This window comes from Anoxybacillus andreesenii (genome assembly GCF_030813005.1).
GTDB lineage: Bacteria > Bacillota > Bacilli > Bacillales > Cytobacillaceae > Robertmurraya > Robertmurraya andreesenii.
Window position 1 is genome coordinate 18,141 of sequence record NZ_JAUSTU010000005.1, and the last position, 21,532, is coordinate 39,672.

At 42.5% G+C, this 21,532-nt stretch carries 21 protein-coding genes and 2 other annotated features; of the genes, 5 read left to right on the forward strand and 16 right to left on the reverse strand.

Annotated features, from left to right (window positions below):
• Positions 1 to 137: 137 nt before the first annotated feature.
• From J2S07_RS06485 to trpE, 8 genes are all read right to left on the reverse strand, one after another.
• Complete coding sequence (locus J2S07_RS06485; protein WP_307149601.1) at positions 138 to 914, reverse strand: enoyl-CoA hydratase/isomerase family protein; 777 nt, start codon at positions 912 to 914, stop codon at positions 138 to 140.
• 218 nt (positions 915 to 1,132) lie between these two features.
• Positions 1,133 to 1,912, reverse strand: a complete 780-nt coding sequence (gene trpA / locus J2S07_RS06490) for a tryptophan synthase subunit alpha (RefSeq protein WP_307149602.1) — start codon at positions 1,910 to 1,912, stop codon at positions 1,133 to 1,135.
• Positions 1,912 to 3,111, reverse strand: a complete 1,200-nt coding sequence (gene trpB / locus J2S07_RS06495; RefSeq protein ID WP_307149603.1) for a tryptophan synthase subunit beta — start codon at positions 3,109 to 3,111, stop codon at positions 1,912 to 1,914. The genes trpA and trpB overlap by 1 nt, the downstream gene beginning before the upstream one ends.
• The gene (locus J2S07_RS06500; RefSeq protein WP_307149604.1) at positions 3,108 to 3,725 is read right to left on the reverse strand and encodes a phosphoribosylanthranilate isomerase; all 618 of its coding nucleotides are present in this window, start codon (positions 3,723 to 3,725) and stop codon (positions 3,108 to 3,110) included. The genes trpB and J2S07_RS06500 overlap by 4 nt, the downstream gene beginning before the upstream one ends.
• Positions 3,722 to 4,516 carry an indole-3-glycerol phosphate synthase TrpC gene (gene trpC / locus J2S07_RS06505; RefSeq protein ID WP_307149605.1) on the reverse strand — a complete coding sequence of 265 codons (795 nt, stop codon included), beginning with the start codon at positions 4,514 to 4,516 and terminating at the stop codon, positions 3,722 to 3,724. Before trpC ends, J2S07_RS06500 begins: the two co-directional genes overlap by 4 nt.
• Entirely contained in the window at positions 4,517 to 5,542 is a 1,026-nt protein-coding gene (trpD, locus tag J2S07_RS06510; RefSeq protein WP_307149606.1) for an anthranilate phosphoribosyltransferase, read from the reverse strand.
• Positions 5,514 to 6,125 carry an anthranilate synthase component II gene (locus tag J2S07_RS06515; RefSeq protein WP_307149607.1) on the reverse strand — a complete coding sequence of 204 codons (612 nt, stop codon included), beginning with the start codon at positions 6,123 to 6,125 and terminating at the stop codon, positions 5,514 to 5,516. The genes trpD and J2S07_RS06515 overlap by 29 nt, the downstream gene beginning before the upstream one ends.
• Positions 6,122 to 7,513 carry an anthranilate synthase component I gene (trpE, locus tag J2S07_RS06520; protein ID WP_307149608.1) on the reverse strand — a complete coding sequence of 464 codons (1,392 nt, stop codon included), beginning with the start codon at positions 7,511 to 7,513 and terminating at the stop codon, positions 6,122 to 6,124. Before trpE ends, J2S07_RS06515 begins: the two co-directional genes overlap by 4 nt.
• A gap of 87 nt (positions 7,514 to 7,600) precedes the next feature.
• Positions 7,601 to 7,841, reverse strand: a binding site (T-box leader).
• A gap of 115 nt (positions 7,842 to 7,956) precedes the next feature.
• Positions 7,957 to 8,200 (reverse strand) — a binding site (T-box leader).
• A gap of 203 nt (positions 8,201 to 8,403) precedes the next feature.
• On the opposite strand from trpE, the gene bcbE reads away from it, so the two are divergent.
• Together bcbE and J2S07_RS06530 are read left to right on the forward strand one after the other, a co-directional pair.
• Positions 8,404 to 9,669 carry a bacillibactin exporter BcbE gene (bcbE, locus tag J2S07_RS06525; RefSeq protein WP_307149609.1) on the forward strand — a complete coding sequence of 422 codons (1,266 nt, stop codon included), beginning with the start codon at positions 8,404 to 8,406 and terminating at the stop codon, positions 9,667 to 9,669.
• A gap of 101 nt (positions 9,670 to 9,770) precedes the next feature.
• On the forward strand, positions 9,771 to 10,319 hold the full coding sequence (locus tag J2S07_RS06530; RefSeq protein WP_307149610.1) for a DJ-1/PfpI family protein: 549 nt from the start codon (positions 9,771 to 9,773) through the stop codon (positions 10,317 to 10,319).
• Between the two features lie 50 nt (positions 10,320 to 10,369).
• On the opposite strand, the gene J2S07_RS06535 is transcribed toward J2S07_RS06530, so the two are convergent.
• Positions 10,370 to 11,128, reverse strand: a complete 759-nt coding sequence (locus J2S07_RS06535; protein ID WP_307149611.1) for a DUF2935 domain-containing protein — start codon at positions 11,126 to 11,128, stop codon at positions 10,370 to 10,372.
• Positions 11,129 to 11,264: 136 nt separating this feature from the next.
• Here J2S07_RS06535 and J2S07_RS06540 point away from each other — a divergent pair, with 136 nt between their 5' ends.
• Positions 11,265 to 11,807 (forward strand): DJ-1/PfpI family protein, encoded by a 543-nt coding sequence (locus J2S07_RS06540; RefSeq protein WP_307149818.1) that lies wholly within the window; start codon positions 11,265 to 11,267, stop codon positions 11,805 to 11,807.
• Positions 11,808 to 11,892: 85 nt separating this feature from the next.
• Here the strand turns inward: J2S07_RS06540 and map are convergent, their stop codons facing one another.
• Complete coding sequence (gene map, locus J2S07_RS06545; protein WP_307149612.1) at positions 11,893 to 12,639, reverse strand: type I methionyl aminopeptidase; 747 nt, start codon at positions 12,637 to 12,639, stop codon at positions 11,893 to 11,895.
• Positions 12,640 to 12,831: 192 nt separating this feature from the next.
• Here map and J2S07_RS06550 point away from each other — a divergent pair, with 192 nt between their 5' ends.
• On the forward strand, positions 12,832 to 13,011 hold the full coding sequence (locus J2S07_RS06550) for an H-type small acid-soluble spore protein (protein WP_307149613.1): 180 nt from the start codon (positions 12,832 to 12,834) through the stop codon (positions 13,009 to 13,011).
• Between the two features lie 232 nt (positions 13,012 to 13,243).
• Here J2S07_RS06550 and J2S07_RS06555 read toward each other — a convergent pair whose 3' ends face one another.
• Positions 13,244 to 14,212, reverse strand: a complete 969-nt coding sequence (locus J2S07_RS06555) for a CAP domain-containing protein (RefSeq protein WP_307149614.1) — start codon at positions 14,210 to 14,212, stop codon at positions 13,244 to 13,246.
• A 445-nt stretch (positions 14,213 to 14,657) separates the two neighbouring features.
• Here J2S07_RS06555 and J2S07_RS06560 point away from each other — a divergent pair, with 445 nt between their 5' ends.
• Positions 14,658 to 15,380 (forward strand): CAP domain-containing protein, encoded by a 723-nt coding sequence (locus tag J2S07_RS06560; RefSeq protein ID WP_307149615.1) that lies wholly within the window; start codon positions 14,658 to 14,660, stop codon positions 15,378 to 15,380.
• Positions 15,381 to 15,455: 75 nt separating this feature from the next.
• Here the strand turns inward: J2S07_RS06560 and J2S07_RS06565 are convergent, their stop codons facing one another.
• From J2S07_RS06565 to J2S07_RS06585, 5 genes are all read right to left on the reverse strand, one after another.
• Positions 15,456 to 16,424 carry an agmatinase family protein gene (locus J2S07_RS06565; protein WP_307149616.1) on the reverse strand — a complete coding sequence of 323 codons (969 nt, stop codon included), beginning with the start codon at positions 16,422 to 16,424 and terminating at the stop codon, positions 15,456 to 15,458.
• Positions 16,417 to 17,685 carry an imidazolonepropionase gene (hutI, locus tag J2S07_RS06570; protein ID WP_307149617.1) on the reverse strand — a complete coding sequence of 423 codons (1,269 nt, stop codon included), beginning with the start codon at positions 17,683 to 17,685 and terminating at the stop codon, positions 16,417 to 16,419. Before hutI ends, J2S07_RS06565 begins: the two co-directional genes overlap by 8 nt.
• Complete coding sequence (gene hutU, locus J2S07_RS06575; RefSeq protein WP_307149618.1) at positions 17,682 to 19,358, reverse strand: urocanate hydratase; 1,677 nt, start codon at positions 19,356 to 19,358, stop codon at positions 17,682 to 17,684. The genes hutI and hutU overlap by 4 nt, the downstream gene beginning before the upstream one ends.
• Before the next feature lie 58 nt (positions 19,359 to 19,416).
• Positions 19,417 to 20,919, reverse strand: a complete 1,503-nt coding sequence (hutH, locus tag J2S07_RS06580) for a histidine ammonia-lyase (protein ID WP_307149619.1) — start codon at positions 20,917 to 20,919, stop codon at positions 19,417 to 19,419.
• 247 nt (positions 20,920 to 21,166) lie between these two features.
• On the reverse strand, positions 21,167 to 21,517 hold the full coding sequence (locus tag J2S07_RS06585; RefSeq protein ID WP_307149620.1) for a hypothetical protein: 351 nt from the start codon (positions 21,515 to 21,517) through the stop codon (positions 21,167 to 21,169).
• Positions 21,518 to 21,532 lie beyond the last annotated feature (15 nt).

Sequence of the window (21,532 nt, forward strand, 5' to 3'; positions counted from 1 at the left end):
ATTTATCTAGTTTGCAGAAAGTGTGCCATTTTCTTTTGGTTAGCATATCTGCAATAAACGTAAGTATTTAATAAATTCCTATTTTTACCTGTTTATAAATTGAACGTTCCTGTTTATTTTTCTTACAGGGAGGATTACTACATTCCTTTAAAGATGGGCTCTCTTTTTTCCAAAAAAGCTTCTATTCCCTCTTGTTTATCTTCAGTACCAAACAGAATAGACTGGGCAAATTTCTCGAGTAGCAAAGCCGTTTTCATATCTGAGTCAAAGCCTTGATTCACAACCATTTTTGCTAGTTTAATAGCTAATGGTCCTTTTTTTAGAATCTGATTCACATAGTCTAAAACTGTTTTCCATAAATCCTCCTTTGGAACGACAATAGAAACAAGACCTATTTGTTCTGCCTTTTGGGCTGAAACAATTTCCCCTGTCAAAATCATATCCAGTGCTCTACCTTTTCCAACTATTCTCGCAAGACGCTGAGTTCCCCCACCACCTGGAATAATAGACAGATTTAGTTCTGGTAATCCTATTTTTGCTTGTTCGGATGCAATGCGAATATCGCAGGAAAGAGCTAACTCACAACCTCCACCCAGTGCGTACCCATTAATGGCTGCGATTGTAACCTTACTGCAGTTCTCAATCTTTTGGCATAAGCCTGATAGACCAGGATTAAGTGCATCCTTTGCGTTTCTTACTTTTAATTGATTAATATCTGCACCTGCTGCAAAGGATTTACCCCCCTCACCGATAAAAACGATGGCTTTTATTCCTTCATGTTCTTCCCATTCGCCCAGAATTTGCTCAATTTCAAGGAGGGTTTGCTTATCAAGAGCATTTCTCACATCGGGTCTATTAAATTTGATAACCCCAATTCCTCCATCTTTATAAACTAAAACGTTTTCATAAGACATTAATGATCCTCCATTTCACGATTAATTAACTTACTTATATGCAATTTCCATGCCAAAAAAAAGAACTAGCCGATTTTCACCGACTAGTTCTTAAATTTCTTTTATACTTCAAAAGGATATTACATTAATAACTTATTTGGTATAGTTTACTTTACTGGTAGAATGAACTGGAGTGTCTTACACAAAAAAACAGATGGATTCCATCTGTTTTGCACAAATTATATGCTAATGATCTTTGCAGCCTTGATTAGCTTTTCTATTTCATCCCTCTTATTCTCGCGAAACAGCTCGATTATTTTACTACCCACAACCACCCCATCACAATACTGACCCATTTCCTTTACCTGCTCTGGACTTGAGATTCCAAAGCCTGCAAGCACAGGAATGGGACTCAAATGATGAAGGGTTTTCAAGTACTCTCCTACTTGTTCATGAAACTCTGCTCTTATTCCTGTTGTACCCGTAACAGTAACCGCATATAAAAAGCCCCGACCTCTTTGCGCAATCTCCTTCATTCGTTCTCTCGAGCTCGTTAAGGTGACCAAACGAATGAGCTCCACTTCTTCTACATCTAAATAAGGGATAATGATTTCCTCCTCCTCGATAGGCAGGTCCGGAATAATCAGACCGTCCACTCCTGCCCGACCTGCAGCCTGAACAAAAGCAGGAATTCCAAAAGCATAAATCGGATTCATATACGTCATGATGATTAAAGGAAGAGACACGATTGGCCGTAATTCCTGAATCGTGGATAGTACGCTTCGAAGCGTCGTCCCTTCGGCTAATGCCCTTAATCCAGCGGCTTGAATCGTCGGTCCATCTGCCACAGGGTCGGAAAAAGGAATCCCAATCTCAATCGCTGTTGCACCACAGGCTTCTAGAAAAATGATTTGCTCTTTCAATTGATTTAGTCCGCCATCCCCAGCCATAATATAAGGGACAAAAGCCTTTTCATTTCTATCCATTGTACGCTTAAACGCTTTTTCCAATCGGTTCATTAAAGTTCCCTCCCTAGTCTTGCCTTCACCGCTTGAACATCCTTATCACCGCGACCTGATAGGCAGACAACGATCCCTTGTTCCTCCCCCATCGTCCTAGCAAGCTTTATCGCAAAGGCCACCGCATGAGAACTTTCTAAGGCAGGAATGATGCCTTCAAGCCTGCATAGAAGCTGTAGTGCTTCTAATGCTTCATCGTCTGTAATCGATTCATATTGGACACGTCCGATGTCCTTTAAATAACTATGCTCAGGTCCTACTCCGGGATAATCTAGCCCTGCAGAAATGGAATGCGCCTCTTGAATTTGTCCTGCATCGTCCTGAAGAAGGTACATAAGTGCTCCATGTAATACCCCTGGTTTCCCTTTCGTTAATGATGCAGCATGTTTATCTGTGTCTAGACCAAGTCCAGCGGCCTCCACTCCAAACATCTTGACCTCTTGATGCTCAATAAATGGATAGAACATTCCCATGGAATTGCTGCCACCACCGATACAAGCCACTAAAGCATCAGGGAGGCACCCTTCCTTTTCAAAATATTGCTGTTTTGTTTCCTTACCAATGACACTCTGAAAATCACGGACGATCATTGGAAAAGGATGGGGTCCCATGACCGAGCCTAATATATAATGGGTATCATTCACATGGGAAACCCAGTACCTGAGCGCTTCATTACAAGCATCTTTGAGGGTTCGACTACCGGAGGTAACCGGCACAACCTTAGCCCCTAATAATTCCATTCGGAAAACATTGAGCTCCTGCCGCTTAATATCCTCCTTCCCCATAAAGATGATGCACTCCAGATTTAAGAGGGCGCATACGGTAGCTGTTGCTACACCGTGCTGACCGGCTCCGGTTTCAGCAACAATCTTTTTCTTTCCCATCCGCACAGCAAGAAGGGCCTGCCCGATGGTGTTATTGATTTTATGAGCTCCTGTATGATTCAAATCCTCTCGCTTTAAATAAATCCTTGCACCGCCAGCAGATTTCGTCAGATTTTCTGCAAAGTAAAGCGGTGTTTCTCGACCAACATAATCCTTTAACAGGGAGCTTAGCTCCAAGTGAAAGCCTTCATCTTGTACGGCTTCTTGATAAGCGGCCTCCAGCTCCTTGACCGCTTCCATAAGTGTTTCGGGGATAAATCTTCCCCCGTATTGGCCAAAGTGGCCTTTTTCATTCGGTAAACAATATATGCTCATCTTACTTCCACCCCGTTCTTCGCTCTATCGATAAATTCTTGGATTTTTTTGATGTCCTTTTTTCCATTTGTCTCCACTCCACTGCTTACATCCACCATTGCGGGTCTTACCTCTCCAATTGCTGCCACTACATTCCCGGAATGAAGACCACCAGCAAGAATAATCTGCTTGCTTCCGAAGTCAAAGTCCCTCAATATTCCCCAATCAAAGGTTTCACCGTTTCCTCCATAATAGGTTCCTCTTGGACTATCAAGGAGGAGAAAATCACATGGATAGTCATGGATTTGGTTGAGATCGGTAGCAATCGCAATGCTCAATGCCTTAATAACAGGGACTGGGAAACCATTACAAAATTCCGGTGACTCATCGCCATGTAGCTGTACAGCTGTTAAACCTGCTTTTTCTACCGTTTCATGAATGATCTCTTTTTTTTCGTTTACAAAAACGCCTACCTTTAAAATGGTCTCTGGCAGCTGTTGAATTATCTCTTTTGCTTGATCGATTGAGATTTTTCTTTTGCTTTCAGCAAAGACAAACCCAATAGCATCAGCACCATACTCAGCAGCCGCTAAAGCGGTTTCCACATCTGTAATCCCGCAAATTTTCACCTTCATTTCTTTGCCACCTCTGTTTTTAACGGAAGCTTCATCGCCTTGATCACTTGTGCTGGATGACTGTGTGTCATGAAGGTCTCACCAACTAAAATGCCATTTGCTCCTGCCCTTTGAACCCGTTCCACATCCTCTATCGTCTTAATCCCGCTCTCACTAATTAGGAATCTACCTTCTCTTTTGATCATCGGAGCAACACTTTCTGTCACCGCTAGATCTACCTCAAAGGTTTTGAGGTTGCGGTTATTGATCCCAATGAGTCGATTATCCGTTTTGAGGACTCGTTCTGCTTCCCTCTCGTCATGAACCTCCATCAGTACCTCTAACCCGTTTTCTTGCGCATATTCATACAGTTCATAAAGCTTATCATCAGCTAATGCCGCGGCAATTAAAAGAATGATATCCGCACCAGCTCCCTTGGCTACATCAATCTGAATCGGATCAATGATGAAATCCTTGCACAGTACTGGCTTATCAATAGCCAAGCGGACCGCTTCCAAATCCCCTAGTGACCCTTTAAAAAAAGCTTGGTCAGTCAGTACGGAAACAGCATCTGCGCCAGCCTCCATATAGGTTTTTGCTTGAATCCTAGGATTGGCATCTAGATTCAAATTTCCTTTCGAAGGGGAAGCTCTTTTGAACTCCGCGATGATCGACATTTCAGTTGCCTTCTCTAGCTGGGCTAAAAAGGACCTGTGCTTAAGCGTCGTACTCAATGGAGGATACGACTTCTCATTTAACATCAACACTTCCTTTCTTTTTGCCTCGAGGATTCGGTCTAAAATTGTCTCCACTTAAATCACCTCCGCTTTGAAGCTTTGACTTTTTTCTACTAGCTGCTCCAGCTTCTGAAGTGCTGCACCTGAATCGATACTCTCCCTCGCCTTTTTGACCCCTTCATCTATAGAGGCTGCGGCATCATTGGCAAATATTCCAATCCCTGCATTTAAAAGCACCGTGTCACGGTAAGCCCCCTTTTTTCCTTTCAACACATGCAGAAGAATTTCTGCGTTCTCTTTTGCATTTCCACCCCGGATCGCATCATTTTCATAGATCGGAAAGCCCAGTTCTTCCGGATCGAGGATATGCTTATAAATCACACCGTTCTCAAGGACCGCTAAATGATTTTCACCCGCTAGGGACGCCTCATCCATAAAGCCTGCTCCATTTAATACGACTGCTTTTTGCCTACCTAAAATTTTCAAGACCTCTGCAAACATTTCGATTAAGTCCCTTCTGTATATTCCGAGCAGCTGAGAATCAAGCTTTACGGGATTTGTTAACGGTCCAATCAAATTAAAGACAGTTGGAATTCGAAGATCTCTTCTTACCTTCATAATCCGTTTGATTTTCGGATGAACATATGGAGCAAATAAAAATGTAATTCCGATACTTTCAAGTAACTCCATCGATTCTTCCGGTTTGAGATCCCAGTTAATTCCCAAATATTCCAATACATCAGCACTTCCCGTTTTACTTGTGATACTGCGGTTTCCGTGCTTGGCAACCGGGATCCCTACACCTGCCATGACAAAGGCTGAGGTTGTGCTAATGTTAAAGCTTTTGGAGCCGTCACCACCTGTCCCGCAATTATCGATGACATTGGGTAGGATCGTTTCAAAGGGCATTGCTTTTTCCCGCAGCGCCTCGACAATTCCGACGATTTCCTCGACGGTTTCTCCCTTCGTCTTCAACCCCACCATAAAAGCGGCAATTTCGCTATCTGTAATTTCGTCTGTCAAAATCTGTTCCATTACCTCTTTCATTTCCCTTTGGGATAATGACTCCCGTTCAGATAGGCGTTGTAGATAAGCTCTCATTTTCCTTCTCCTTTCTAATCTCCTCTAGGAATTTTTTTAGAATGTCCTTTCCATGCTTTGTTCCGATCGACTCAGGGTGAAATTGGAGCCCAAAGAGCGGAAACTTCTTATGCCTCATCGCCATGATCGCCTGATCATCGCTTGACTCCCCAAGGATGATGAAATCATCTGAAAGTGTATCCTTTTTAATGATGAGTGAATGATATCGCATCACGTCTAATGGATTGGGTAAATCGTGAAAGCAATCGGTGCCACGATGGAGCATTTGCGATACTTTTCCATGCATGATCATATCTGCCTTCACAATCTGCGCCCCAAAGGCATAGCCAATTGCTTGATGCCCTAAGCAGATGCCAAGAATCGGATATTTTTTGTAAAAGGATTGAATGATGTCAATGCAAAGTCCTGCCTTCTCAGGCCTTCCTGGACCAGGAGATAAACAGATGACTTCCGGATTCAAGCTCTCAATTTTCTCGATGGAAATCTGGTCATTTCGTTTTACAATGACCTCTTCACCGAGCTCGCCAAAATACTGATACAGATTGAACGTAAAGGAATCATAATTATCGATGAGTAAAATCATTTTTTCTCCTCCAAAAAAGCTCTCAGCTTGTGAATCGTTTCTTCGTACTCCAGTTCGGGTACCGAATCGTAGACGATTCCTGCCCCTGCTTGAATGTAGACCTCTTGCCCTTTTTTGATCATCGTGCGAATCGCTAAGGCAAAGTCCATATCGCCATTCACCGATAAGTACCCAACCGCACCGGAATAGACACCTCTTTTCACCTCTTCTAGCTCATTGATGATTTCCATCGCTCTTATTTTCGGTGCACCTGACACTGTTCCAGCTGGCAGACAGGCGATTAACGCATCAAGTGAGCTGTATGAGGCTGCCAGTGTCCCGCTCACCTCAGATACTAGATGCATAACATGCTTGTATTTTTCAATGGCCATATTTTTTTCAATCTGGACAGAACCATATTTACAAACACGACCAATATCATTTCTCCCAAGATCGACGAGCATACGATGCTCTGCCAGTTCCTTTTCATCCTCAATCAGTTCCTCAGCAAGCTCCACATCCTCCTCCAATGTCTTCCCTCGAGGTCTCGTACCTGCGATTGGATTGGTCACCACCTTGCCATTGGAAACCTTAATCAGGCTTTCAGGAGATGCCCCTGCGACAAGATAATCCTCAAAATCAAGGTAATACATATATGGGGAAGGGTTCTGAATGCGTAGCTTTCGATAAAAGGAAAAGGGGGCACCCTCCATTTGCGCCTTCATCCTCTGGGATAACACAACCTGAAAAATTTCTCCCTCCATGATATAGGCCTTCGCCTTTCTCACTTTTTCGATAAACTGTTCCTTTGTCATCGAAGCTTCAAAAGACGAGAGCTTTACAGGAGATTGCTCTTGATCCGCTCCATTCAAAATTTCTTCCTTTCTCTGCTGCAGACGCCCCGCAAGCTCTGTCTCACTTGTGCTTTCTTGAAGCGGCACTCCCACGAGATAAACCTTCTGCTCCAAATGGTCAAACACAACTAGCTCTTCAAACAGCATAAAATGGACATCGGGCAACTCAAACTCGTCGAAAGGGGTATGACCAACTTCTTCATAATGACGAATCACATCATAGCCAACAAAACCGACGGCACCTCCTATAAAGGGAATAGAGTTGGCCACATTTTCTTTTATTCTTGGCATGAGCCTTTTCAACACCTCAAGTGGCCTCTCTTGGATAAATTCCTCCTCTCCGTTTCTAGAGACAATCGTTTGATCCTTATTTCCCTTCAGTTCTATTGCTGGATTTGCTCCAATAAACGAATACCTTCCTGAATCCTCATGCTTGAGCGAACTTTCTAGAAGAAATTTCTTTCGACCGGAGAGCCTTTGGTAGATGGAAATTGGAGTTATCGTATCACCCTGAAGCGTCTCGATTAAAATGCTTCCTGCCAGCACATTCGTCATATAAAAAGACTCCTTTCTTTTTGAACTTTGCTGTATCTCCCTATTCCTTGAAAATAAAAAATCCCCTATAAACACATGACTGTGCTTATAGAGGACGATATTTCATACCGTGGTGCCACCTCGATTGGAGCAAAGTGCTCCCGCTTTTCGGATTCACACCTAATTGTAAACCCTATCCTTTTAACGGTGGAATTCCGTACGGTCCTACTTTCATTTCAGACTGTCTCTCATAAGGCCATTCGATGGAAGTATTCGTACCGGCTCTCACCTACCCCGGCTCTCTTTAACGAACACGTTTCCATGTACTCTTCTTATTCGACGATTTACATTATTTATTTTTAGACTCTGTAATATTTTGTGTTGAGTTCCGAATAAAACCCGTTCACGTACACGTATAAGGCAAAATCACTCTACACAAACACAAAAAGGGCTTCTCATCCAAGAAAAAGGACGAGAAACCCGTGGTGCCACCTTTATTAGCTAATTCTAGCTCACTTTACAGTATCCAAAGCATGAATACCTGTCTCTTGTAACGATGAGACGCATTCGCCAAAGCCTACTAAGATAAAGCTCCGTTCGGTTTGGGGCTCAGAAGCCCATTCACTTAAGACTCCACACTGATTTGCACCAACCATCAGCTCTCTACAGTTTCTGTCCTAAGTTACTCCTCTTCTTCAACACCTAGCATATATTGTCAATTATCATATACAGAAATTTCAATAAAGTCAACAGAAATTTTTAAAAAATTAGTTAAATATATGTTTTCCTAGATTTCGCCTTTTAATCGGTCGATTCAATTCCATAAATAGTTAACCTTTTTTCAATTAGATTTCAGGTTTTCAGCAAATATTAATGTTGTATGAACCATTATATCAAAAGGCGGGGCTTTGATGGATTTTATCGAGAATTCTTTTACTAGCAATAGGGAAATAAGCAAGAGTAAGAACCAATCGAATAAAAAGCATCTGAACAAATGGGCACTTCTTGCGATATCGTCCATCCCTCTCGTCATGACATTAGGGAATTCGATGCTGATCCCTGTTCTTCCTGTCATGGAGAAAAAATTAGGGATCTCCTCCTTTCAATCGAGCATGATCATCACCGTTTACTCGATCGTGGCGATCATTCTTATCCCGATTGCCGGCTTTCTGTCCGACCATATCGGGCGAAAAAAAGTCATTATCCCTAGTCTTATCATAGCTGGGCTAGGGGGTCTTTTGTCTGGGTGGGCAGCCTGGAAAATAAGCGATCCTTACCTCATCATTCTTGCTGGGCGCGCCCTGCAAGGAATTGGAGCAGCCGGTGCTGCACCAATCGTGATGCCGCTCGTTGGCGACATGTTTAAGAGCGAAGAAGAGGTTAGTACCTCTCTTGGTATTATCGAAACATCAAATACGTTGGGAAAAGTAATTAGTCCCATTCTAGGGGCATTTCTAGCATCATTTATCTGGTATGTCCCGTTCCTGGCCTTTCCGATTTTTTGCTTTGTATCGGTTCTGCTCATGGCTTTCTTAGTTAGAAGGCCAAATACAGAGTACGAACCAATGCCCTTTAAACAATTTATTCAACAAGTCAAAAAGAGCTTCAAAAACAATGGAAGATGGTTGTCGGCCATCTTTGCTATTGGGATTATTTTGATGTTTGTCTTATTTGGGGTTCTTTTTTATTTATCAGAAATTCTTGAAAGAAATTATGATATTTTCAATATCAAAAAAGGGTTGTATCTGGCCATTCCTTTAGGTGCTCTATGCCTGACCTCGCTTATCACAGGGAAGGTCATTAAAGAAAATAAGATCCTTATGAAGTGGATTACGTTCACCGGTCTTTTAATCATGGCTCTTTCAATCGCTTCCTTAAGCTTTTCAAAAGGTCTATGGTTTATGCTATCCATGTTTCTGCTAGCTGGCATTGGAATTGGAGCCAGCCTTCCTTGTCTCGATACGCTCATTACCGACGGGATTAACAAAGACCAGCGGGGAACGATTACTTCGATCTATCACTCGATGAGATTTATTGGGGTCGCTGCTGGGCCTCCAGCTATCGCAGTATTATTAAAATACATGGCGGGAAGTCTTTTTTACATTTTAAGCGCGGTTGGAGTATTTTCGGTTTTGCTCACGTTAATTGCTATTAAACCGGATAAAAAAGCCAGCTAAAGAAAGAACTTTTTGTGAACAAGGTAGGAATTCACCCACCCTGTTGCGAATATATAAAGAGGAGGCTTGGAGTCTCAAAGTTCGCAGGAGGAGGAGATAGTATGTCAAAAAAAGTACTCATTTTAGCTGGCGATGCGGTTGAAGCATTGGAAATTTATTATCCGTATTTCCGCTGCCTCGAGGAAGGATACGATGTTCAGATTGCTGCTCCATCAAAGAAGCAGCTGCAAACGGTTGTTCACGATTTTATTGGCTGGGACACGTATACGGAAAGTAAGGGTTACTTGATTGAATCCAACCTTGCATTTGAAGAAGTGAATCCTGAAGAGTATGATGGTTTGATTATCCCTGGGGGAAGAGCACCAGAATATATTCGCCTAAACGAGCATGTTCCAAAGATTGTTGCTCACTTCTTTGAGACAAATAAACCGGTTGCTGCCATTTGTCATGCGAGCCTCATTTTGACTACGGTCAGCCAGTATTTAAAGGGCAGAGAATTGACCGCATATATCGCATGCAAGCCAGATGTTGAAGCAACAGGGGCTACATATATTGAAGAACATCTACATGTAGAAGGGAACTTAGTTTCAGGACATGCATGGCCTGATTTAGCTGGATTCATGAGAGAATTTATTAAGCAATTAGGATAAACACGAGAATGCGGTCCATATCCATCAGACCGCATTTTTATTTCCACTTTTTATTCGAGAAATTCAGCTGATTGGGATAGTTTGATTAAATAATAGCGTTCCTCCCGCATCATGTGGTCGGCCATTAACGGTGCAAAAGAACCCAATGCTTCCTTACTAAGACTCAGCCCTTCAATTTCTGAGAGAAAGCCCATAAATAGCTTCATCGTTAACTGAACATCATCTTTGAATTTCTTAAGCGCTGGAAATGTCGAAAGGTTCGTACGAAGGAATCCAGTCATTTCTACTGCTTTTAAGTAAAAGTCTTCAAAATCCTTCATGAATTCATTGCTTTTCCTTCTTATTTCCTTTTCCACACGGTCCATATTATCAGAAATCGCTCCGGCATGCCCTGCCCCGTCTAAAAGCCAAATTAAATGATGATGGAGTTCATGATAGACAGGTGGTACTTCCCCTCTTGTCAAGAATCCCAGTAATAGTTGATATTCCTCTAGCTCATTTACCATATGGTTGATGAAAGAAGGAGTAAGATGGAGCGTGATCTTTCCAGCAAGCTGTTGTTCAATTATCCTCAGCTTATATTCTCTTAACCGTCCTACCTCTTCTACCGCCTGCTTGCTTAATGCAATGGGTTCCGCAATTCCTACTTGACTTAATAATTGTTCAAAGACGGTGATAAACTGTTGGGCCTCTTGGATGGCCTGCTGCTCTGAAGGGCTTAACGAATCATGGATAAATCGAGCATGATCCCCAAGTATTTGAAGCCAAAAACTGTGTTCAAACCTAGCTGTTTCCTCATAGGTTGCCAAACTTCCCTCTCCTTTCAAACGATACTCATAAAATATATCAACTACCTATGAAATTTATGCCCTAGTTATGTATGAAAATAAGAGGGTTTAATAAAAAAATGTAGAACTATGTTTAGAAAAAGCTATCAAAATGGAGGTGTGGCCCTTGACAACAGGAATCCTACTATATCCAAGATTTAGTGAATATGAGTTGTCCGTTATTATATCCGTCTTAACTCAGGCAAACCATCCGAAAATTTTCATTGGACTAAATGAAAATACGGTCAAAGGTGAAGCTGGGCTAACATGCATACCAGAGACAACGATAGATCAGGTGAATATCGAAATGCTCCAAAGCCTCATCCTTCCTGGCGTGGACGACTTTCAACACCTCATTGACCAGGAGCCATTATTTCGTTTTATTAGAAAAATTCATGAGCAAGACGCGGTCATTGGTGCGATTTCAAGCGCACCGTTTATGCTTGCAAAAGCGGGGATTTTAAAGGATCGTTTTTATACAACCGGCATTTCGAAGCAGGCTCGCGAATTCTTGGGCTTCTTTAATGAAAAAGACTATGTTGATGCCCCACTTGTGTTCGACAACGGCATATTAACGGCAAAGGGCGCCTATTTTATCGACTTTGCCAATAAATTTGGACAAGTACTGGAACTGGACTTTAATCGGAATTGGTATAGATAGGTGGATAAAAAAAAATAGTGGAGAAAAACGAACTATTTTCTCCACTAATTTTTTTATTGCATATATCATCGGTCAAATCGCTGCTTTACAAATTTGTAATGATGATCGGTCCATCTTTTGTCACGACAAGTGTATGCTCTATTTGGGCAACATAGCTTTTCTCTTCAGTCGTAAACGTCCAGCCATCACCGGCTTCAATAATTTCTTCAGCGCCTGTTGAAATAAATGGCTCAAAAGCAATAACCATTCCTTCCTTTAATTGACTCCTATCAGAGCTTTCATAATAATTATAAACATATTCTGGTGCTTCATGCAGAGAATGCCCGATTCCGTGTCCAGTTAGGTTTTTGATCACTGTTAATCCATTGGCCCGTGCAGTTTGATAGACCACTTTTCCGATGGCATTAATCCGGGTACCTGGCTTGATTTTTGTTAATCCTGCATCAAAAGCCTTTTTCGCAACCTCGCATATTTGAAATAACTTAGGATCTCCATTCCCGACGACAAATGACAAGCCGGTATCCGCAAAGACTCCATTCTTCGAGCCAGATACATCAATATTTACAAGGTCCCCCTCCTGAATGACACGACTACCAGGAATCCCATGGGCCACCTCCTCGTTCACACTAATACAGGTGTATCCTGGGAAATCGTATTCTCCTTTTGGTCCGGAAATGGCACCATATTTTTCAAAAAGCTTTCCAGCAAAATCATCAAGTTCTTTCGTAGTGATCCCTGGTTTTGTCATCTTCACCAACTCATCACGGATGGTTCCGCATATTTTCCCGATTTCCATTAAAGCTTGAAGTTCCTCTTCTGTCTTAACAATCATGGTATTCCTCGTTTCTTATAAAAATCATCATCCGAAATTAACTTACCTCAGATGCACAGTATTCTTATAGTATACTCCTTTTTATTTTTCGTGGAAAATGATGAACAGCATGCACTATCTCCTCCAATTAACCTTGCATAAAATTCACCTAACATCACAAAATAATACGACTAAATAATTGGGGTGAAATTGGTGGATCAAAAACGTTTAAAACAAATACTATCTTCTTCAGCAGATATTGAAGTTCAATATAACGGTGCCTCCGTTTGGATTGATAAATTGAATGAAGATGGCCGAACAGCCACTGTCCACTTAAGAGGACCGTTAGAGGAAAGAACAGTTGTTGACATCTCTGAACTCGACGAAAAATAAGTCAAATGTACCGGATTTGATTTAATATTGCTAATATGGTAAAATTTGAATCAACATATTGATGTGAACAACATCGTTTTCACTATATATGGATTGGTTTCCTACTAAAGTACCGTCTCTTTTTCTCCGTTCCAAGTGGAACGGCTTTTTTAGTTTTGACTATCTGGAACATGATCATATCGGCAATATTCAAACCGTACGAAAAATAACAGGGAGCGCACTCCCTGTTAAGCTATTTTCCAATAAACATTTGCGACCAGTGATTTCCAGCTTGCTCGAATCCCACACCAATATGTGTAAAATCCCTGCTCATGATATTTTTCCTATGACCTTCACTATTCATCCAAGCTTGGACAACTTCTTGAGGAGTTCTTTGTCCTTGAGCGATATTTTCTCCTGCTGATTTATAAGTTACGCCGAAATCTCTCATCATGTCGAATGGAGAACCATAGGTTGGGCTAGTATGGGAAAAATAGTGTTTTGCCTGCATATCTTCAGCTTTCTTTTGCGCTACCGAGCTAAGCTTAGCGTCTGCGGTTAATGCTGGTAGTCCTTGTTTGGCTCTCTCCTGATTTGTCAACGTAATGACCTGCTGAGCGAATCGACTTATATTTGCGCCACTATTGGTGGTTCCCTGTTTATTAGCTGGTTGCTTAGGCTGCTGCTGTACTGGCTTTTGATTATTATTTGGTACTGGTGTCTGTGGCTGAGCCTGTGGCAGCTGGAGACGATTATTTTGTCCCTGATATGGCATTTGTCCTTGCGGTTGCTGTGCTGTCGGTGGCAGTGCCTGCTCACCAAGCTGCGGTGTTAGTTCACCAAATTGCTGTCCAAATTGATCTTGAAAATCATTGATTTCGTTCGGACCGATTTTTGTATATGCATATTGGGCATCTCGAACAAGAACAGCTTTTGTGTGTGGATAATTCTCACTGGACATGGATGTAAAGTCAGCAGAAATGTTTGGATCCACCTGCCGAGCTCGTCGTTTTATGTCCATTCCTGTTTTATTAGTTACCCTACGCATATTTACATCTGTCGTACGATTTTGACCAACTGTCCCCCGATTGTCATCTAACGTCTGGTTTGTATCGTTTGTTCGATCAAACGCAACATTTTTATTGTCATTCGCTACACCACAAGCAGTAACTCCCATCAAAAAAGCTGAAATGAACACGACTTTCGCGATTTTTTGAGACACACCACATTCCTCCTAAAAGAATTTTTACTTTCTTATTATTTATTTTTTCTAAAGGAATATAGGTGGTAAAAATAGTTTACTCGCCAAATAATACGAAGAAATTGCAAAAACTCATATACCATGACATTTTTCGAAAAACTAGTTATATGTTCGTTATGTTCGTAAAAAAAGTAGAGTGTTCATGTTCTTGTCAACCCATTATTCATTGTAATTTTAGGCGTTAATGCAAATATTAACCATTTTATTCTTTCGGATAAAATACAGAACAGATTTTGTACAAACCTATTATTTAATAGGGTTAACTTGATTCGCAAATCCGCAATAGAATCCTCTACGAAATTTTTTGCAATCCTGATGGAAGGGTCTTCCAAAAATATTACAAAAAAGCCATGTTACTATTTGGGAGGCAAGAAAAAACAAAGACTTTTCTGAGGAGGAACAACCAATGAAAAAGAAATTAATCTTTCCTGTTGCAGCAACTGCAGCACTACTGTTTACATCTGCTGGTTCACTAAATGCAGATGCAGCTACATTAAATCCGAAGGTCGAAAAACAAGTTAATGTCTATCAATGTAGTAATGCAGATCAAATTAATAGTTTGCTACAAAAATATATGAAGGACTTCCAAATCAATTGGAACACAACTAACCAAACAACTGTACCACAAAAGACAACTGGAACAACTCAAAATAATACTGTTCATAAACCAGCAACTAAGCCTGCTCCAGTTCAACCCGAGCAGAAGCCAACAACAAGCACACAACCTAAGCAAACAACGACCACATCTGCGGTTAGTGCATACGAACAAAAAGTAGTCGATTTAACCAATCAAGAGCGCGCAAAACAAGGTCTGCCAGCTCTCAAATTAGATACTGAGCTAAGTAAGGTTGCCAGAACAAAATCCCAAGATATGCTGAATAAAGGCTACTTCAGCCATACAAGTCCAACCTACGGCTCACCTTTCGATATGATGAAGCAATTTGGCATCACTTATCGCTCTGCTGGTGAAAACATTGCCAAGGGACAAAAAACACCTGAAGAGGTTGTGAACGCTTGGATGAACAGTGAAGGACACCGTGCAAATATTCTTAACAGCTCTTACACACATATTGGCGTTGGATATGTGGCGAATGGAAATTACTGGACACAAATGTTTATTGGAAAATAATGAATGACGAAAGGCTTGGGGAATCCCAAGCCTTTTTTATTATATCCAAAATAGCAACAAAGTTTGAAATCAATATCAGCCTCTGAACGTACGTCCAGTCATAAATTGCAGCCATGCATGAACCCCAATCTTGACCGTTTCTTCCACCAAGGAGTCCCTACTCGGGTCCAAACAGACAAAATCAATATGTTTTACTAGAGGATGCTTCCCAATCTCGAGTAATACTTCAAATAGCTCGTTTGGCATCAATCCCCCTGTCGTGGAAGCTGGAACTCCAGGTGCAGCGGAAATATCCAACACATCCATATCCACCGTTACATAGATTCGATCTACATTCTCTGCTAAGTATTGCAAGGAAGACTGAGCCGTCTCAATGATTCCTTGCTTTCTGGCTTTTTTCAAAGGCACCATTTGAATCTCTTTTTCCTTGGCATAATCAATGAGCGACTTCCCATTATAATAACCATGCAGGCCAATATTCACGACGTGCTTCCCTTGCACGACATCTCCATCAATGAGCTGACGGATGGGTGTCCCATTGGCAGGTCCCAATTCCTTCGGATCCCTTACATCAAGATGGGTGTCAAGCTGAAGAATGCCAATCCTTTCATTTGGGAATTCCTTCTTAATCCCCCTCACCGCACATGCTGTCACCGAATGATCTCCCCCGATCATGCATGTAGTGGATCCTGGGTATTCCCCCACAAGAAAGGAGGTTGCTTCTTCTATATGCTGATGGGATAGAAGAATGTCTGTCGTATGCATCACTACGTCACCAGCATCAATTACCTTGAGAGTTGATAAATCCACATCTTCTTCTAAATTATAGGTAGCAAATTTCTTCCACATTTTCCTGAACTCATCTGGATAAAGGGACGCACCTGAAACACTTATGGATGAACGGGAAATAGGCGCTCCATAGATAATCACATCTGGATGGCTGACACCTTCCTTGAGGGGCTTTACCCACTGATGGACAAATTCACAGCCACTTGACATCCGGTTCCACGACCATTCGGGAGTCCTTAACCAGCTTTCAGTCACCCTTATTCACCACCTGAACACCTTTTTTCCAGACGGCTTTCACATGATTAACACCAAATAAATATTGAAGCTCCCGATAATCCTTCACATCCCATAGAACGATATCCGCTTGTTTTCCAACCTCCAGAGACCCTACCTTGTCTACACGCTGAATCGCACAGGCTGCATTATAGGTTGCAGCCGTTAAGGCTTCTGCAGGAGTGAGCCTCATCGAAATGCAGGCCAAATTCATCACTAATGGCATCGAGGTGGTTGGAGAGGAACCAGGATTGCAATCCGTAGAAATGGCGACTGGAACGCCGGCATCAATCATTTTTCTGCCTTTAGCTGCTTCCTCTCGTAAGTAAAGGGCCGTTGCTGGCAGCAGGCACGCAATGACACCCGCCTCCGCCATCATTTTCACCCCTTCATCAGAAGCCTTTAACAAATGCTCCGCAGAAATTGCACCAACCTTTGCTGCTAGTTCCGCTCCACCATAAGGCTCGATTTCATCTGCATGGATCTTTGGGGTTAGGCCATATCTCTTCCCTGCTTCAAGAATTCTCTCTGATTGTTCAGGGGTATAGACCCCTTTTTCACAAAAAACATCATTAAATTCTGCTAGCTTTTCCCTTGCAACAATAGGTAACATCTCATCAATTATATATTCAACAAACTCGTCCTCGCGACCCTTGTATTCAGAAGGGACAGCATGGGCACCCATAAAGGTCGGAACAAGGTCAATCGGATGCTGCTCCCGTAGCTTTTTCATCACTCTCAGTTGCTTTATTTCCGTCTCCAGATCCATCCCATAGCCGCTTTTTCCTTCTACTGTTGTCACTCCATGCTCTAAAAAGGAATCCAGCCGTTTCGTTGTTTGACGAATGAGCTCTTCCTCCGTTGCTTCACGGGTCATCTGAGCCGTCGCATGAATCCCACCGCCAGCATTCATGATCTCCATATAGGTAGCACCTTCCAGGCGCATTTCAAATTCCCGCTCTCTGCTCCCTCCATAAACGACATGGGTATGGGGATCAACTAATCCGGGTGTCACTAGATAGCCCGATGCATCATAGATTTCAGCTTCGGGAATTCGCCCAGAAAATTGCTTTTCAAGCTCCTCCGTCGTTCCAACAGCCTTCACAATCCCATCCTCGATCCACAGGCTTCCATCTTCAATTATACCCAGCTCTGACATCGCTTCCTTCGTGCGTGGTCCCTTTTGCGTTGATAAAAGGGTTGCGAGCTGGGATGCGTGTTTGATCCAAAGAGGCCTTGTCATTCTTCAGCACTCTCCTTGTCAAGCATCGGCATTTTGATGCCTTTTTCTCTTGCTGTTTTCTTCGCTAATTCATAGCCAGCATCGGCATGTCTCACAACTCCCATTCCAGGATCAGTCGTTAATACTCGTTCGATTCTTTCCGCAGCTTCCTTTGTGCCATCGGCAACAATCACTACACCTGCATGCTGAGAATAACCCATGCCAACACCACCACCATGATGCACAGATACCCAGGTTGCGCCACCAACGGCGTTCAGCATTGCATTGAGAATCGGCCAATCTGACACGACATCAGAGCCATCGAGCATCGCTTCTGTTTCCCGGTTTGGCGAAGCAACAGAGCCGGAATCGAGATGATCGCGACCGATCACGATTGGTGCCTTTAGCTCCCCACTAGCGACCATGTCATTGAGAATCTTACCAAAGCGAGCACGCTCTCCGTAGCCTAGCCAGCAAATACGGGATGGAAGGCCTTGGAATTGGATTTTCTGCTGTGCCATCCGAATCCAGTTACATAGATGCTCATTATCGGCAAACTCACGTAAAATGGCCTCATCTGTTTTATAGATATCCTCTGGATCCCCAGAAAGTGCTGCCCAGCGAAACGGGCCTTTTCCCTCACAAAATTGTGGACGAATATAGGCTGGGACAAATCCAGGAAAACTAAAGGCATTTTCGACACCTTCATCCTTTGCTACTTGACGGATATTGTTCCCATAGTCAAAGGTAATGGCCCCTTTTTCCATCATTTCAAGCATCGCCGATACATGGGTCGCCATTGATGCTTTCGACCGTTTGACATATTCTTCAGGATTCTTTTCTCTTAAATGAGCAGCCTCCGTAAGTGTCATCTGTAAAGGGATATAGCCATTTAACGGGTCATGGGCTGAGGTTTGGTCTGTTAGCACATCAGGAATGAAGCCTCTTTTAAGCATTTCTGGTAAAATTTCAGCGGCATTTCCTAATAACCCAATCGACAAGGCTCTGCCTTCCATTTTTGCGTCCTTTGCAATGTGTAATGCTTCATCCAGTGATTTTGCCTTCACATCTGTATATCTTGTTTCAATTCGCCGATCGATTCTTGTTTCATCTACTTCGATGGCGATGCAGACGCCACCATTCATCGTAACAGCTAGAGGTTGAGCACCGCCCATCCCACCAAGTCCGGCGGTAACGGTAATCGTATGCTTTAAAGTCCCATTAAAATGCTGTTTTGCAAGCTCCGCAAAGGTTTCATAGGTACCCTGAACAATTCCCTGTGAACCGATGTAGATCCAGCTGCCCGCTGTCATTTGCCCGTACATCATCAAGCCTTTTTTGTCTAGTTCATGGAAGGTTTCCCAGTTAGCATAGGCTGGGACAATATTGGAATTAGCAATCAGTACTCTTGGTGCATTTGTATGTGTCCTAAAGATCGCTACTGGTTTTCCCGATTGGATCAGGAGTGTTTCATCATTTTCAAGCTTTTTCAATGAGTCCACTATTTTATCAAAGGATTCCCAATTTCGTGCAGCTTTTCCGATTCCTCCATAGACGACTAAATCCTCGGGCCTCTCAGCAACATCTGGATCCAAATTATTCATTAGCATTCTAAGGACGGCTTCCTGCTGCCACCCCTTTGTGTTTAGCTCTGTTCCACGATATCGGACAACTCTATTCTTGATCTGATTCATCTCTTTTTCCTCCTATTTCCAAAATAATCGTGATTCCGTCAGCATTCGACCTCAAAACTCACTTTTTTTTCATGTCTAGGGAGAATTCATCCTTTAGCCATTTTTCCGCAACAGCCATATCCTTTGCAAAGACCCGGTCTTTTTCAATAAAAGGAATTTGTTTTCTTGCTTCCTCAAGAATTCCCTTCGTGATTGGTGCCATTTTTCCCTTTCCACGAATATCCGCTGCCTGCATCGCACAAATCAGCTCAATTGCCAAGACACGTCTTGTATTTGTAATGATTTGATAGGCATGTCTTGAACCAATCGTTCCCATACTGACATGATCCTCCTGATTGGCAGAGGACGGTATGGAGTCCACGCTTGCTGGATGAGCCAATGTTTTGTTTTCTGAAACAAGCGAGGCAGCGCAATATTGCATAATCATGGCCCCTGATTGAAGGCCTGGCTCCGCGCTTAAGAATGGTGGCAGGTCATTCAGCTGTGGATTAACAAGACGCTCAATTCTTCTTTCAGAAATATTCGCCAGCTCGGCTATGGCAATACCGAGAAAATCCATTGCTAGTGCGATCGGTTGCCCGTGGAAGTTTCCGCCTGAAATGATCTTTTTTCCACCATCAAAAATAAGTGGATTATCTGTTGCAGCATTCATTTCAATTTCAAGCTTTTCTTTTACATAATTTAAGACTTGCCATGTAGCTCCGTGGACCTGCGGGATGCACCTTAAGGAATAAGCGTCCTGTACCCTTACTTCACCTTGTCTTGTGGTAAGCTTGCTTCCTTTTAAAAGTTCGCGAATTCTCTTTGCAACCGCAATCTGTTCAGGGTAGCCACGGACGATATGGACATCTTCGTCAAATGCGTCGATGATTCCATTCAGCCCCTCTATCGTCATAGCTGCAATGGCTTCTGATTGATATGCAAGGTTTTCCGCTTCAATCAGCCCAAGGACTCCCATCGCTGTCATTGCTTGCGTTCCATTGATTAAAGCGAGACCCTCTTTCGCGGTTAACGTAATCGGAAAAATTCCTTCCTTCGTCATCGCTTCCAAGGCGTTTACTCTATGACCCTCGTAAAAAACCTCGCCTTCCCCGAGAAGCGGAAGCACCAAATGGGATAAAGGGGCTAAGTCCCCACTCGCTCCAAGTGAGCCTTGACTAGGGACAACTGGATGAATGCCCTTATTTACAAACTCTAGCAATCTCTCAATTACAATTCTTCTAACCCCGGAAAAGCCCTTTAATAAAGCATTCGCTCGTAAAACAAGCATCGCTCTTGACACCAATTCTGGAAAGGGCTCCCCAACCCCACATGCATGGGAATGGATTAAATTAAGCTGCAGCTCCTCCACATTTTCTGGGTCGATTAATACATCACTGAATTTACCAAATCCAGTCGTAATCCCATATACGATTTGGTTTTCTTGAACAATTTGTTCGACGGCCTTGCGACTCTCCTCAACTCTCTTCCAGCTCTCCTCTGAGACGGAAACTTTTTTTCTTGAAAATAAAATCTCCCTCATCTCTTCTAACGTTAAGGTATTTCCTGTTAACTCAACCATCTGTCCACCTGCTTCCCTTGTAATCCTTTAATATAGTAAAGTGAGAATAAAAAAGAGGGCTATACTACTGAAATCAATTTTTTGATTTCGGTAGTATAGCCCTCGTATCAAATCGCCACTGAGCTAAACATATACTACGATGCTTTCTCATTAAAGCCATAGGTCAACCACTCACTTTATTATTCAGTCATTTTTGCTGCTATTTTTAGAATATGGTAAATATTCTTATCTGTCAATCAAAACAGTGCTACTTCTCTTTGTCATCCTCCTTTTCCTTGTCAGCGATTAAATCGTCCATCGCACGGAAGATCTGGGTATGCATGCTGCCTTGAACAACATTTTCTAAAAAGAACTCCCCGATTAATTTTAGATATTCCTCATCTTCAAACATTTTCTTGTTTTGCAGCTCCATTTCAGCAAGACCTTCATAGGTTGCCAATAGGGCATATGTATAGTCCTGTCCAGAGATCGGATTTAAAAGCTCCACTTGGTGGGGATAATGGTCATTCCGGTATATCTTAATTTTCTTCGCATTCTCAATCGCTTCCTTGAACTTCTCCTGTTTTACCTCAAAGGTTTGATAAACGAAAACGGTCATAACTTTCACTCCTAT